The sequence below is a fragment of the Halomonas nitroreducens genome (assembly GCF_003966155.1).
GTDB classification, from domain to species: domain Bacteria; phylum Pseudomonadota; class Gammaproteobacteria; order Pseudomonadales; family Halomonadaceae; genus Halomonas; species Halomonas nitroreducens.
On sequence record NZ_RXNS01000010.1, the window covers coordinates 1 to 12788 of the forward strand.

At 65.3% G+C, this 12788-nt stretch carries 13 protein-coding genes; 4 read left to right on the plus strand and 9 right to left on the minus strand.

Going from position 1 to position 12788, the window contains the following annotated elements; genetic code table 11:
* The coding region (locus EKG36_RS11140) for a thiamine pyrophosphate-binding protein (RefSeq protein WP_246007492.1) at positions 1 to 493 on the minus strand (493 nt) is incomplete at its 3' end.
* Between the two features lie 194 nt (positions 494 to 687).
* Between EKG36_RS11140 and EKG36_RS11145 the strand changes: the two genes are divergently transcribed.
* Together EKG36_RS11145 and EKG36_RS11150 are read left to right on the plus strand one after the other, a co-directional pair.
* Complete coding sequence (locus EKG36_RS11145; RefSeq protein ID WP_126484063.1) at positions 688 to 1509, plus strand: IclR family transcriptional regulator; 822 nt, start codon at positions 688 to 690, stop codon at positions 1507 to 1509.
* A gap of 176 nt (positions 1510 to 1685) precedes the next feature.
* Entirely contained in the window at positions 1686 to 2828 is a 1143-nt protein-coding gene (locus EKG36_RS11150; RefSeq protein ID WP_126484065.1) for an aminotransferase class V-fold PLP-dependent enzyme, read from the plus strand.
* An 84-nt stretch (positions 2829 to 2912) separates the two neighbouring features.
* Here the strand turns inward: EKG36_RS11150 and EKG36_RS11155 are convergent, their stop codons facing one another.
* From EKG36_RS11155 to EKG36_RS11190, 8 genes are all read right to left on the minus strand, one after another.
* Positions 2913 to 3521, minus strand: a complete 609-nt coding sequence (locus EKG36_RS11155; protein ID WP_126484067.1) for a Yip1 family protein — start codon at positions 3519 to 3521, stop codon at positions 2913 to 2915.
* Between the two features lie 109 nt (positions 3522 to 3630).
* A complete protein-coding gene (gene cyoE, locus EKG36_RS11160) occupies positions 3631 to 4578 on the minus strand; it encodes a heme o synthase (RefSeq protein WP_126484069.1) in 948 nt (315 codons plus the stop codon).
* Positions 4536 to 4862: a cytochrome o ubiquinol oxidase subunit IV gene (cyoD, locus tag EKG36_RS11165; protein ID WP_126484071.1), complete on the minus strand. Its 327-nt coding sequence runs from the start codon at positions 4860 to 4862 to the stop codon at positions 4536 to 4538. The genes cyoE and cyoD overlap by 43 nt, the downstream gene beginning before the upstream one ends.
* A 1-nt stretch (position 4863) precedes the next feature.
* Entirely contained in the window at positions 4864 to 5481 is a 618-nt protein-coding gene (gene cyoC, locus EKG36_RS11170) for a cytochrome o ubiquinol oxidase subunit III (protein ID WP_126484073.1), read from the minus strand.
* 2 nt (positions 5482 to 5483) lie between these two features.
* Positions 5484 to 7502: a cytochrome o ubiquinol oxidase subunit I gene (gene cyoB, locus EKG36_RS11175; protein WP_126484075.1), complete on the minus strand. Its 2019-nt coding sequence runs from the start codon at positions 7500 to 7502 to the stop codon at positions 5484 to 5486.
* A gap of 3 nt (positions 7503 to 7505) precedes the next feature.
* On the minus strand, positions 7506 to 8486 hold the full coding sequence (gene cyoA / locus EKG36_RS11180) for a ubiquinol oxidase subunit II (RefSeq protein WP_126484077.1): 981 nt from the start codon (positions 8484 to 8486) through the stop codon (positions 7506 to 7508).
* 341 nt (positions 8487 to 8827) lie between these two features.
* Positions 8828 to 9520: a CBS domain-containing protein gene (locus EKG36_RS11185; RefSeq protein ID WP_126484079.1), complete on the minus strand. Its 693-nt coding sequence runs from the start codon at positions 9518 to 9520 to the stop codon at positions 8828 to 8830.
* Positions 9521 to 9643: 123 nt separating this feature from the next.
* The gene (locus tag EKG36_RS11190; RefSeq protein WP_126484081.1) at positions 9644 to 10366 is read right to left on the minus strand and encodes a DeoR family transcriptional regulator; all 723 of its coding nucleotides are present in this window, start codon (positions 10364 to 10366) and stop codon (positions 9644 to 9646) included.
* A gap of 251 nt (positions 10367 to 10617) precedes the next feature.
* Between EKG36_RS11190 and EKG36_RS11195 the strand changes: the two genes are divergently transcribed.
* Together EKG36_RS11195 and EKG36_RS11200 are read left to right on the plus strand one after the other, a co-directional pair.
* Positions 10618 to 11442 (plus strand): outer membrane protein OmpK, encoded by an 825-nt coding sequence (locus EKG36_RS11195; protein WP_126484083.1) that lies wholly within the window; start codon positions 10618 to 10620, stop codon positions 11440 to 11442.
* Positions 11443 to 11501: 59 nt separating this feature from the next.
* Complete coding sequence (locus EKG36_RS11200) at positions 11502 to 12770, plus strand: NupC/NupG family nucleoside CNT transporter (RefSeq protein ID WP_126484085.1); 1269 nt, start codon at positions 11502 to 11504, stop codon at positions 12768 to 12770.
* Positions 12771 to 12788: the final 18 nt, after the last annotated feature.

Below are 12788 nucleotides of genomic sequence, written 5' to 3' on the forward strand. Positions count from 1 at the left end.
ACATCGCCCGATCGAAGCAGCGCCCGGTGTACTCGGCCATCCGCGCCGGGTGGGTCACGTGGCCCTGGTACTTGGTGAACTCCTGGAACATCGGCAGCTGGTGGCACTCCTGGAAGCCGCCTAGGCCGATGCCGGTGGTGCCCGCCTCGGGAGTGACGATGACCACCGGGCTGTGCGCCCAGTAGGCCGCGGCGATGCCGGTCACGGCGTTGGAGATGCCCGGGCCGTTCTGGCCGATCACCGTGCCGTGGCGCCCCGAAACCCGGGCATAGCCGTCGGCCATGTGCGCCGCGCCCTGCTCGTGGACCACCGGGATCAGGCGGATGCCGGCCGGCGCGAAGATGTCCATGGCGTCCATGAAGGCCGAGCCCATGATGCCGAACATGTCGGTGACGCCGTTGGCGACCAGGGTCTCCACGAAGGCCTCGGAGGGCGTCATGGTCTGCTTGCCCTGCACGACCTGGCGGGTGTCTGTGGTGTTGTCGGTGCTCATGGGAACCTCCACGGGAGCGCTGGGATGGATATTGTTCTCGCGAATCCTGTTTATGGTACGAGAAGTTCCAAAAATCGGAACGCGAGTAAAAAGTAGCGCCACACCCACGCCTCGTCAACACAAATTCCATAAAATGGGACAAATTGATTTCTTTTCAGGAACAAATTATCTTGCGAGCAAAGGGAGAGTTGACCATGACCACGCATCGAACCGACATGAGCCGCCTCGAGGGCGATACGCCGGCACAGCGTCTGCTGGCGCTGCTGGAAGTCATCGCCGGGAAGGACCAGTTCTTCACGCTGCAGGGCATGGTCGACGAGACCGGGCTGCCGAAGCCCACCCTGCACCGCATGCTCCAGCAGCTCGAATCGTCGGGCATGCTGCAGCGCGAGGCCGATGGCCGGCACTACAGCAAGGGCAGCCGCCTGCGCCGGCTGGCCGAGACACTGCTGCTCAACGACACGATCCAGGGGGCTCGCCATGCCGTGCTGACCCAGCTGGTCGACGAGGTCGGCGAAAGCTGCAATATCACGGCACTGTCCGGCGGCGAAGTGCTGTATCTCGACCGGGTGGAGACCTCGGCGCCCCTGCGCTTCTATCTCCATCCCGGCTCCCGGGTCCCGGTGCATTGCTCGGCCAGCGGCAAGCTGTTCCTGGCCCAGATGGCGCCCGCCCAGCGGAGGCGCCTGCTGGACCAGATGCCGCTGACGGCATTCACCCATAACACCCTCACCGACCCGGAGGCCCTCGAGGCCGAGATCGAGACCGTGCGTCGCCAGGGATACGCCTTCGATGACGAGGAATTCCTCCCGGGCCTGCTGTGCATCGCGGTGCTGGCCCCCAACCCGGATGGCGCATCGAACACCGGCCTGGCCATCCAGGCGCCTGTGATGCGAATGAATCGCGACAAGGCCCTGGCCTGCCTGCCGGCCCTCCAGAAAGCCGCCGAGGCGATCGCCAACATCCACCGGGAAGCCCTGCCGGACGCTGCCGAGCTCGCCTCGGCGGATCGCTGAGGGACCACTCCATATGCCTGGCCAGACGCCTACCGAGGGGCGGCACGGGGCCCGGTCATGAGACCGGAAGAGAGGCTCCCGGCGAGGCACGATGCCGCTCCCCCTGGCTTGAGGGGGAGATTGCGCATATCCTCTGAGCCATACGTGATGGCCCGCACCGCAACAGGGAGACCGCAATGACCGGACTGCTACCCGATGTCGACCCCGATGGACTGCTCGAGTACTCGGTGGTCTACACGGACCGTTCGCTCAATCACATGTCGAAGAGCTTCCAGGAAGTGATGTGCGACATCTCCGCCACCCTCAAGCAGGTCTACCGCGCCCATTCCGCGGTGATCGTGCCGGGTAGCGGCACCTTCGGCATGGAGGCGGTCGCCCGCCAGTTCGCCACCGACCGGCGTTGCCTGGTGATCCGCAACGGCTGGTTCAGCTACCGCTGGAGCCAGATCCTGCAGAAAGGCGATATCCCCTCCGACCTCAGCGTACGCAAGGCACGCCGGCTGGACGACGATGACCCGACCTCGCCCTTCGCGCCGCCGCCCATCGAGGAGGTGATCGAGTCGATCCAGGACCAGAAACCCGACCTGGTCTTCGCGCCCCACGTCGAGACCTCCTCCGGCATGCAGCTGCCGGACGACTACCTGAGGCGCATCGCCGAGGCCATCCACGACGAGGGGGGGCTGCTGGTGCTCGACTGCATCGCCTCGGGCACCGTCTGGGTCGACATGCAGGACGTCGGCGTCGACGTGCTGATCAGCGCGCCCCAGAAGGGCTGGAGCGGCTCGCCCTGCTGCGGCATGGTGATGCTCTCGCGGCTGGCCCGGGAGATCATCGACGAGACCGAGAGTTCGAGCTTCGCCTGTGACCTGCGCAAGTGGCTGTCGATCATGGAGACCTACGAGGCCGGCGGCCACGCCTATCATGCCACCATGCCCACCGACGGCCTGCGCCAGCTGCGCGACGTGATGGCCGAGACAGCGGCCTATGGCTTCGACAAGGTCCGCGACGAACAGCTCGAGCTGGGTCGCCGTGTCCGCGAGCTGCTCGCCGAGCACGGCTACCGGAGCGTCGCCGCCCCGGGGTATGAGGCGCCCGGCGTGGTGGTCTGCTACACCCAGGATCCCGATATCGCCGTCAAGTTCGCCGCCGCCGGCATCCAGGTGGCCACCGGCGTGCCGCTGATGTGCGACGAGGGCGACGACTTCCAGACCTTCCGCATCGGCCTGTTCGGCCTCGACAAGCTGCACCATATCGAGCGCAGCCTGGGCCACCTCGAAGCAGCCCTGAAGGAAATCGAATCCGGCCACGAACGGGCCTGAGGGCATTCCCCGGAATGATGAAGGGCGGCCATTGGCCGCCCTTCGTGTATCTGTATCTGGGCGTTGACGGGGGAAGGGCTCGCCTCAGGAACCGAACAGCGAGAGGAGGATGCGTTCCCCGTAGCCCCACAGCAGCACCGTCATGCCGAGCAGCGCCTCCAGCACCAGCACGCCGATGCCGAGGGTGGTACTGGAGACGATGAAGCCCTCCTCGCGACTGATACCGAGAAAGGCCGGAATCCCCAGGTACAGCAGGTAGGCGGTATAGCAGAGCCCGACGACGCCCACAAGCAGGCACAGCCAGACCAGCGGGTAGACCGCCACGATGCCGCTGAGGAACATCGGTGTGGCCACATAGCCGGCGAAGACGATGCACTCGCTCTGGCTCGGCGGCTGGGTGAAACGCTTGGCCATGGCGCGGATCACCTTGCCCACCACATAGACCGCCGCGAGTATCACCAGGTAGAAGACGAGCCCTGCGCCCAGGGCATCCAGGTAGCTGAGCCGTATCGTGGTCTCGCCCCCCAGCCCCCAGCCCACCTGGGTCGTGCCGATATAGGAGCAGATGACCGGGATGGCCGCCAGCAACAGCACGTGATGCTCGTAGAGGTGGGTCAGCGTCTCGCGCTCTTCCTTGATCTGGCGCCACTCGCGCTGCGGATGGGCCAGCAGTCCCCAGGCATGTGTCAACATCGCGTTACCTCCTGCCGTCGACGGGCCGTTCGGCCCGTCGGTCCATTGCATTGGGCGACACACGCAGTATAGGCAGGAGGTGGGACGGCATGCCCCGCGCCAGGGACGCTCAGTTCAACGCAGCGGCCCAGAGCGGCGCCGCCGGCGGCAGGCTCGCATCCAGCGACATCATCAGGCTCAGGGCGGTGATGGTCACAATCGAGAAGCCGAACACCCGTCGGGCCCAACGTTCCTCGTCATCGGCACGATAGCCCTGCAGGGCCAGGTATAGCCAGTAGCCGCCCATGCCCAGGGCCACGGCGAAGTAGCCCGGCCCCGCATAGCCCGCCACGCTCAGCGCCAGGGAGGCCGCCACGAAGGCCAGGATATAGCCGAGGATATAGTGCTTGGCCGTGTGGATGCCCTTGACCACCGGCAACACCGGGATCGAGGCCGCGCGATAGTCCTTCAGCCGGAAGATGGCGATGGCATAGGAATGCGGCATCTGCCACAGGCAGAAGATCACCAGCAGCGTCAGCGCACCGGTATCGAACACCCCGGTGACCGCGCAGTAGCCGACCACCGGCGGCACCGCCCCGGACAGGCTGCCCACCAGGGTGCCGTAGGCGGAGCGACGCTTCATGCACAGGCTGTAGGCCCCCACGTAAATGGCGAAGCCAAACGCCGCCAGGCCCACCGTGAGGGCGTTGGTGAACAGCGCCAGCAGGGCAAAGCCCGCGACCCCGAGCAGGGTCGCGAAGCGCAGCGTGGCGGCCGGCGTGAGCCGACCCTGGACCAGCGGGCGGTTCCGCGTGCGCGTCATCAGGGCGTCGATATCCCGGTCGATGACGTTGTTGAAGGCACAACCCGCGGCGATCACCAGCGCCAGCCCGACCAGGGTCGCCAGCAGCAGCAGCGGGTCCACCTCCCCCCGGGCGGCCAGGAAGAAGCCGCCCAGCACCGAGATGGTGTTGCCACCGATGATCCCCGGCTTGGTCAGGGTGAGATAGTCCTGGCGCATGGTCGGCGCCGGAGTCAGCCGATCATCATGTTCAGATGCAGATGATGCATGATCCATAGCGAACCTCCGATGACCAGAACCAGGATCGTCACGGTGAAGACGAATGACATGAAGTTCCAGCCTTCATCGGCCTTGGTATTCATGTGCATGAACAGCACCAGCTGCACCAGCAGCTGGGCCACGGCCGCCACCACGATGGTGATCACCGTCGCCAGGGTGTCGAGGGCCCCGGTCATCACCACCCCGAAGGGAATGATGGTCAGGACGATGGACAGGATCAGGCCGATCACATAGGACCTGACGCTGCCGTGGCTGTGCTCGACGTGCGTTTGTCCACTCATGTCACAGGACTCCCATCAGGTAGACGAAGGAGAAGACGCAGATCCAGACGATGTCCAGGAAGTGCCAGAACAGGCTCAGGCACATGATCCGCGGGCGAGTGACGTCGGTCAGGCCCTGCTGCTTGACCTGGAGGATCATCACCAGGATCCAGATCAGGCCGAAGGTCACGTGCAGGCCGTGGGTGCCGACCAGGGTGAAGAAGGCCGACAGGAAGCCGCTGCGATCCGGTCCGAAGCCTTCGTGAATCAGGTGCTGGAACTCGTAGATCTCCATGGCCACGAAGGCCGTGCCCAGGGCGAAGGTGATCCACAGCCAGCGACCAACCTTGGCCGCCTGGTTGGCGTTCATGGACAGCACGGCCATGCCGTAGGTGAAGCTCGAGAACAGCAGCAGGAAGGTCTCGACCAGGATGAACGGCAGCTCGAAGATCTCGCCCGGGGTCGGGCCCCCGGCCGTGCCCTGCAGGAGCACGGCGTAGGTCGCGAACAGGGACCCGAAGATCACCAGGTCGCTCATCAGGTAGACCCAGAAACCGAAGATCTTGGTGCCCGCGGTGTCGTGGTGGTCATGGTCATGCCCGTGGGCATGACCGTGATTGCTCAGAGTATCGGTAGCCATGATTACGCCTGCACCCCCAGCCGAGTTGAATACGCGAGATCGCCCTTCTGCTTCAGGCTCTGGCGGTGCTCGCGCTCGATGCGCTCCACCTCTGCCGCCGGCACGTAGTAGTCGACGTCATCGTTGAACACGCGGGCGATGAAGGTGGCAAAGACCCCGAGGCCACCCAGAGCCACCAGCCACCAGATGTGCCACACCAGGGCGAAGCCGGCGATGGTGGCGAACAGCGCCATGACCGGGCCTTCCCAGGTGTTCTTGGGCATGTGGATGTCCTGGTAGGGCGGCTCGGACAGCGGCGGCACGCCACCGTTGGCCTGCTTGGCCGTCCAGAAGTCATCGACGCCCTTCACCTCGGGCAGGTGCGCGAAGTTGTAGTACGGCGCCGGCGAGGAGGTCGCCCACTCCAGGGTGCGGCCATCCCAGGGGTCACCGGTGACGTCCAGGTTGAGCTTGCGATCGCGGATACTGACGTAGAACTGGATCACGGTGCAGGCGATGCCGGCGGCGATGATCAGGGCACCGACCCAGGCCACGAGCATCAGCGGCTGCCATTCCGGGTTGGCGTAGGACTGCATGCGACGCACGGCACCGAAGAAGCTCAGCACGTACAGCGGCATGAAGGCCACGTAGAAGCCGATGATCCAGCACCAGAAGGAGCGCTTGCCCCACTTCTCGTTCAGGGTGAAGCCGAAGGCCTTGGGGAACCAGTAGGTGAGGCCCGCCAGCATGCCGAACACCACGCCACCGATGATGACGTTGTGGAAGTGGGCGATGACGAACAGGCTGTTGTGCAGCACGAAGTTCGCGGCCGGCACCGACAGCATCACGCCGGTCATGCCACCGATGGTGAAGGTGATGATGAAGCCGAGGGTCCACAGCACCGGCGAGGTGAATTCCAGGCGGCCGCGGTACATGGTGAACAGCCAGTTGAAGATCTTCACCCCGGTGGGGATGGCGATGATCATCGTCATGATGCCGAAGAAGGCATTGACGTTGGCGCCCGCGCCCATGGTGAAGAAGTGGTGCAGCCAGACGATGAACGACAGGAAGGTGATTGCCACCGTGGCCCAGACCATGGTGTTGTAGCCGAACAGGCGCTTCTTGGCGAAGGTCGCAATGACCTCGGAGAACACGCCGAACGCCGGCAGGATCAGGATGTACACCTCAGGATGGCCCCAGGCCCAGATGAGGTTGACGTACATCATCATGTTGCCACCGAGATCGGTGGTGAAGAAATGCATGCCCAGGTAGCGGTCCAGGGTCAGCAGGGCGATGGTCGCCGTCAGGATCGGGAAGGAGGCGATGATCAGGATGTTCGCGCACAGCGAGGTCCAGGTGAAGATCGGCATACGGAACAGCGTCATGCCCTTGGTGCGCATCTTCAGGATGGTGACGAAGAAGTTGATCCCCGTCAGGGTCGTGCCGATCCCCGATATCTGCAACGCCCATATCCAGTAGTCCACCCCGACCCCTGGACTGTAATCGAGTCCCGAGAGTGGCGCATAGGCCAGCCAGCCGGTCTTGGCGAACTCGCCGACGAACAGCGAGACATTGACCAGCACGACACCGGCGGCAAACAGCCAGAAGCTCAGGTTGTTGAGGAAAGGGAAGGCCACGTCACGCGCGCCGATCTGCAGAGGCACCACCAGGTTCATCAGGCCGATGACCATGGGCATGGCCACGAAGAAGATCATGATCACGCCGTGGGCGGTGAAGATCTGGTCATAGTGCGAGGGGGGCAGGAAGCCCTCGGCCCCGGCCGAGGCCATGGCCAACTGGCTGCGCATCATGATGGCATCGGCGAAGCCACGCAGCAGCATCACCAGGGCCACGATGAAGTACATGATGCCGAGCTTCTTGTGGTCGATGGAGGTGATCCACTCCCGCCACAGATAGCCCCACTTCTTGAAGTAGGTGATGGCGCCCGTGATCCCGAGCCCGCCCAGCACGATGGCCGCAACGGTCACCATGATGATCGGCTCGTCGAACGGAACCGCCTCTAGAGTGAGTTTTCCGAACATAATTTACTCCGCTGCCTCCGCGCTCATGGGCTTGCCGTGAGACTCGGTCGACTCGTGGTGACCGCCACCATGGCCGAAGCCTTCGGCATAGCTGTCGGCATATTTCGACACACGCTCTTCGTGGTCACCGCCGGCATGGAAGCTCTTGATGATGCTCTCGTAGAGAGACGGGGATACCTCGGAGAAATACTGGATCTCGGTGTCCTCGGAGGGCGCGGCGAGCTCGTAGTACTCCTCGGGGAAGGTCAAGGACTCGGACGACTCGCGGACCTTGGTCACCCAGGCGTCGAAGTCCTCCTCGGAGCCCACGTGGGCGTCGAAGGTCATGTCCGAGAAGCCGGCACCACTGTAGTTGGTGGAGCGGCCGGGATAGGTGCCCTGTTCGTCGGCGATCAGGTGGACGTCGTTATCCATGCCGGCCATGGCGTAGATCTGACTGCCCAGGCGGGGAATGAAGAACGAGTTCATCACCGAGCCCGAGGTGACGCGGAAACGCACCGGGGTATCCTCGGGGAAGGCCAGCTCGTTGACCGTGGCGATGCCCTGTTCCGGGTAGATGAACAGCCACTTCCAGTCCAGCGAGACCGCCTCGATCACCATCGGCTCCTCGCCATCGTCGGCAGCGATGGGCTTGTGCGGATCCAGGCTGTGGGAGGTGTACCAGGTCAGCACCGCCAGGAAGGCAATGATCACGCAGGGAATCAGCCAGACCACGGCTTCGATCTTGTTGGAGTGGGCCCAGTCGGGCTGGTAGGTGGCGTCACGATTGCTGCGGCGGTAGCGCCAGGCGAACAGCAGGGTCATCACGATGACCGGCACGACGACGATCTGCATCAGCCCGAAGGCAGTCAGGATCAGGGTGCGCTGCTCTTCCCCGATCTGTCCCTTGGGATCCAGCAACGCCGAGCTGCAGCCCGCCAGCAGCAGCGGTAGCACCGCCAGCAGCAGGCCGCCGAGCTTGCGCAGGGAGGGGGTTCGACTCATGTTTCGACCTCGTCAGGGGGCTTGGTGACAGGCGCATAGCCTATTCATTTTAAGCAAGCTATATGCATGCCCAAGACCTCTCCGGCGCAGGTCGACGCTCTCCCTACGGGGCGACCTTCGACCGTCGTGGAGAGGGCTCCGGGGCTGACTCACGGCCGCTGGATCGGGACACGTCGAACGGTGTCACGAGCGGACGGCGGCCGTGAGGCCGGGATTGTGCAAACAGTGAGGGCGAAACGGAAGGGGCGATTTGACGCAGGGTGTCGCACCGCCCCCTGGAGGGGGCAGCGATCAATTCAGCAGGAATGGTGCCCGGGGCGGGCGCTCAACTCACGAGCGGCTCAGCTCGCCCCCACGCCCTTGGGCAGGAACCCCAGGTTGTTCTCCACGGCCTTGACCCCCGGAATGTTCTCGGCGGCCACCTGGACCGCCCAGCGCTGCTCCTTGCTTTCCACCAACCCCCAGAGCTGGACGTTGCCGCCGGAGACGATGACGTTGAGGCGGTCGACCAGCACGCCGGTGTGAGCATCGACTTCCTTGAGAATGGCCTCGCGAATCGCCCGGTCATCGGCCAGCGGCGCCTCCCCCGGCGACGCAACCGAGAAGCCTCGCAGCAGGTTGGCGCGGCTGACGATACCCACCAGGCGGCCATCACGGACCACCGGCACCCGCTTGATGCCCCGCTTCTCGAGCAGTGCCGCGATGCGGTGCAGCGGTTCATCCTCTAACACGGTGACCGGCGCCGGGGTCATGATCTCGCCGGCCAGGCGCCCGTGCGTGCGCACATACTCGGCGTCCTTGTTCCCCGTGGAGAACAGGCGCAGCCACCAGGATCCATGGGCCTTTTCCGCTTCCTCGCTCTCGATTCGTCGAATCAGGTCCCCCTCGCTGACGATCCCGAGCACCCGCTGATCGTTGTCGACCACCGGGACGGCACTGATGCCATGCTCCAGCAGCAGGCTGGCGATCTCGCGGACCTCGCTGTCGGGGGACACGGTGATCACATGGGGCGTCATGACGTCGGCGGCATGCATGGTCAAGCCTCCAGAGCACGGATGATACGATGAGCGGTAACGGCGGCCGTCCCCGGCCAGGCTTCTATCACCATAGCAGGCCTTGCGGGCCGGGAACTTGATCCGCGACAGGGTTGCTCGTCATCAAGGCCGTTGTGGCGCCGCCTCGGTGATCACCTCGTCGATGTCATCGAGCCCGGCGAAGCGCGCCGGGCGGACCAGGCCCTGCTTGCTGGCGTCGACCACCAGCAGCCGGCGCTGGGCGGTGGCGATGGCCGCCTGCTTGGGCGCCACCTCGTGGAAGTGGAAGCAGCTGAGTCCCTGGCGCGGATGCACGCCGGCAGCCGACAGGAAGGCCTTGTTGAGACCGAAACCGCGGATCGTCTCGGCCATGTCATCGCTGGCGAAGGAACGCGACGAGCCGTGATAGATCCCGCCCAGCAGCCACAGCCGCACCCCCGGCCGGGCGCTGACGGCCTCGGCCACGTTCAGGGCATAGGTGACCACCGTCAGCGACATGTCCTCGGGCAGGCTCAAAGCCAGCGGCATCAAGGTGGTGCCGCAATCGATGAACAGGGTGTCGCCCGCCTCCAGCGTGGCCAGGGCCCGCTCGCACAGCCGCCGCTTGGCCTCGGCGTGGCGGTCGCGCTGCACGGCCAGATCGTAGGCCGGAACATGGCGGGGGTCGTCGGCACGCATCAGGTGACCGCCGATCAGCACCAGCTCGCCGTCGGCTCCCGCCAGGTCACGCCGGATGGTCATCGCCGAGACGCCACACAGCGAGGCCGCCTCGGCCAGCCGCAGGCTACCGCCCTCGGCCAGGGCCTGTTGCAGGCGCGTCAGTCGCACCGCACTTCGATCGTTCACTCCACTCCCTCCGCCTCTCGGGACGGCTCTCGGCGAGCCCACGCCCCTGTTGCGTTGGCGCCGCCGCGAACGCGGGCTTGCGGCGCGAAATGTGATTAAAATAACATTGTCATGTTACCTGAGTAACAGACATGTCGCGCATCAGCCTTATCCCCGGCCCGACCGGGTTCACGTACCGACGTCGGCGTGATCGTCCGCTCCTCCTCTACCCGGCGCATCACACGACAACAACAGCAAGGAAAGCCGTTTCCATGCCGACTGCCATCGCCCCCGGCCGCCTCGCGCCCCTCGCCGGCCTGCTGCTGGCCGCCGCCACGCTGCCCGCCGACGACGCCTCGGCCTCGTCCTTCACCCCGCAGTGGTCGTTCGCCAACGCCTCGATCAACTACCTCGACTGGTCCGACGGCACTGAGCAGCGCACCGCGACCAATGCCGCCAAGGGCGACTTCTTCTACCTCGAGCTCGAGGGCGGCGCAGGGTTCGACTGGGGGGAGTTCTACGGTTTCTACGATTTCGAGAACCCCCACAATGACACCCTCGAGGACGATACCCGCGACAACCGCCGCAGCGCCGCCAAGGTCACCTCGCATATCTATCTCGGCAACTCGCCCTTCTCGCTCTACTTCCATGTCTACGACTTCCGCGACTATGGTTTCGACAGCGAGGAGCAGGACCGCATCGCCGGCCTGGGCTATCGTCACACCTTCGCGAACGGGCTGTGGATCAAGCCCTTCCTCGGCAAGGCATGGGTCGAGAGCGGCGACGGCGGCTACGACGGCGAGAACGGCTACATGGCCGGCTGGGTGCTGGGCTACGACTTCGCGGCCTTCGGCGAGCGCTTCAGCCTGACCAACTGGCACGAGCAGACCTTCGACCGCGAGGACGCCTACCTGCGCCAGAACTACGTCAACGGCCCGGCCGGCGGCGTCGGCACCAATGGCGCGGCGGCCCTATGGTGGCACCCGATCGATGCCGTCACCACCGGCCTGCAGTATCGCTACTCGCACAACAAGCTGGGTACCGCCGACGACTATCAGAATGCGATGATCTACACCCTCAAGTACAACTTCCGGTGAGCCATCGCCGGTCATGAGGCCGTGACCCAGCCCATGCCGCCAACCACAAGGACCTCCCCATGACCTTGATCATGAGCGTGATCGGGATGGTGACGCTGATTGCCATCGCCCTGATCTTCTCCTCCAATCGCCGGGCGATCCGCCTGCGCACCGTGGGCGGCGCCTTCGCCATCCAGGCCGGCCTCGGCGCCTTCGTGCTCTACGTGCCGGTGGGCCAGACGGTGCTCAAGACCGTGTCCGACGCCGTCAGCCAGGTGGTGCTCTACGCCAACGACGGCATCGACTTCCTGTTCGGTGGCCTGGCCAACGTCGAGGCGACCGGCTTCGTGTTCGCCATCAAGGTGCTGCCGGTCATCATCTTCTTCTCGTCGCTGACCGCGGTGCTCTACTACCTCGGCATCATGCAGTGGGTGATCCGCATCCTCGGCGGTGCCCTGCAGAAGGCGCTCGGCACCTCGCGCACCGAGTCGCTCTCGGCCACCGCCAACATCTTCGTCGGCCAGACCGAGGCGCCGCTGGTGGTGCGCCCCTTCATCGCCCGCATGACCCCCTCCCAGCTGTTTGCGGTGATGTGCGGCGGCCTGGCCTCGGTGGCCGGCTCGGTGCTGGCCGGCTACGCCGCCCTCGGCATCCCCATGGAGTACCTGGTGGCCGCCTCCTTCATGGCCGCCCCCGGCGGACTCTTGTTCGCCAAGCTGCTGATGCCCGAGACCGAAACCCCGGACGACGACATGGGCGAGGCGGAGGAACGCCTCGACGCCGAGGAGCACCATCCCAGCAACGTGCTGGACGCCGCGGCCGCCGGGGCCTCCTCGGGCCTCTCCCTGGCCGCCAACGTCGGCGCCATGCTGCTGGCCTTCATCGGCCTGATCGCCCTGCTCAACGGCCTGATCGGCGGGGTCGGCGGCTGGTTCGGCGTGGAGTCGCTGAGTCTGGAGCTGATCCTCGGCTGGCTGTTCTCGCCGCTGGCCTTCCTGCTCGGCGTGCCCTGGGAGGAGGCGACACTGGCCGGCTCCTTTATCGGCCAGAAGCTGGTGGTCAACGAGTTCGTCGCCTATATCAACCTGGCCCCCTATATCGACGGCGAGCAGGTGGTCGCCGCCACCGGCGAGGTGATGTCGGCCCACACCTCGGCGATCCTGTCGTTCGCCCTGTGCGGCTTCGCCAACCTGTCATCCATCGCCATTCTGCTCGGGGGCCTGGGCAGCATCGCCCCGAGTCGGCGCCACGAGATCGCGAGGTTTGGCATCAAGGCCGTGCTGGCCGGTACCCTGTCCAATCTGATGTCCGCTACCCTCGCCGGCTTCTTCCTCGCGCTTGGCGCCTGAGGAGACCGGCAAGCGCCG

Coding starts and splice junctions, on each gene's coding strand:
- EKG36_RS11145 (WP_126484063.1), top strand. CDS start 688: ATGACCACGCATCGAACCGACATGAGCCGCCTCGAGGGCGATACGCCG.
- EKG36_RS11150 (WP_126484065.1), top strand. CDS start 1,686: ATGACCGGACTGCTACCCGATGTCGACCCCGATGGACTGCTCGAGTAC.
- EKG36_RS11155 (WP_126484067.1), bottom strand. CDS start 3,521: ATGTTGACACATGCCTGGGGACTGCTGGCCCATCCGCAGCGCGAGTGG.
- cyoE (WP_126484069.1), bottom strand. CDS start 4,578: ATGGATCATGCATCATCTGCATCTGAACATGATGATCGGCTGACTCCG.
- cyoD (WP_126484071.1), bottom strand. CDS start 4,862: ATGAGTGGACAAACGCACGTCGAGCACAGCCACGGCAGCGTCAGGTCC.
- cyoC (WP_126484073.1), bottom strand. CDS start 5,481: ATGGCTACCGATACTCTGAGCAATCACGGTCATGCCCACGGGCATGAC.
- cyoB (WP_126484075.1), bottom strand. CDS start 7,502: ATGTTCGGAAAACTCACTCTAGAGGCGGTTCCGTTCGACGAGCCGATC.
- cyoA (WP_126484077.1), bottom strand. CDS start 8,486: ATGAGTCGAACCCCCTCCCTGCGCAAGCTCGGCGGCCTGCTGCTGGCG.
- EKG36_RS11185 (WP_126484079.1), bottom strand. CDS start 9,520: ATGCATGCCGCCGACGTCATGACGCCCCATGTGATCACCGTGTCCCCC.
- EKG36_RS11195 (WP_126484083.1), top strand. CDS start 10,618: ATGCCGACTGCCATCGCCCCCGGCCGCCTCGCGCCCCTCGCCGGCCTG.
- EKG36_RS11200 (WP_126484085.1), top strand. CDS start 11,502: ATGACCTTGATCATGAGCGTGATCGGGATGGTGACGCTGATTGCCATC.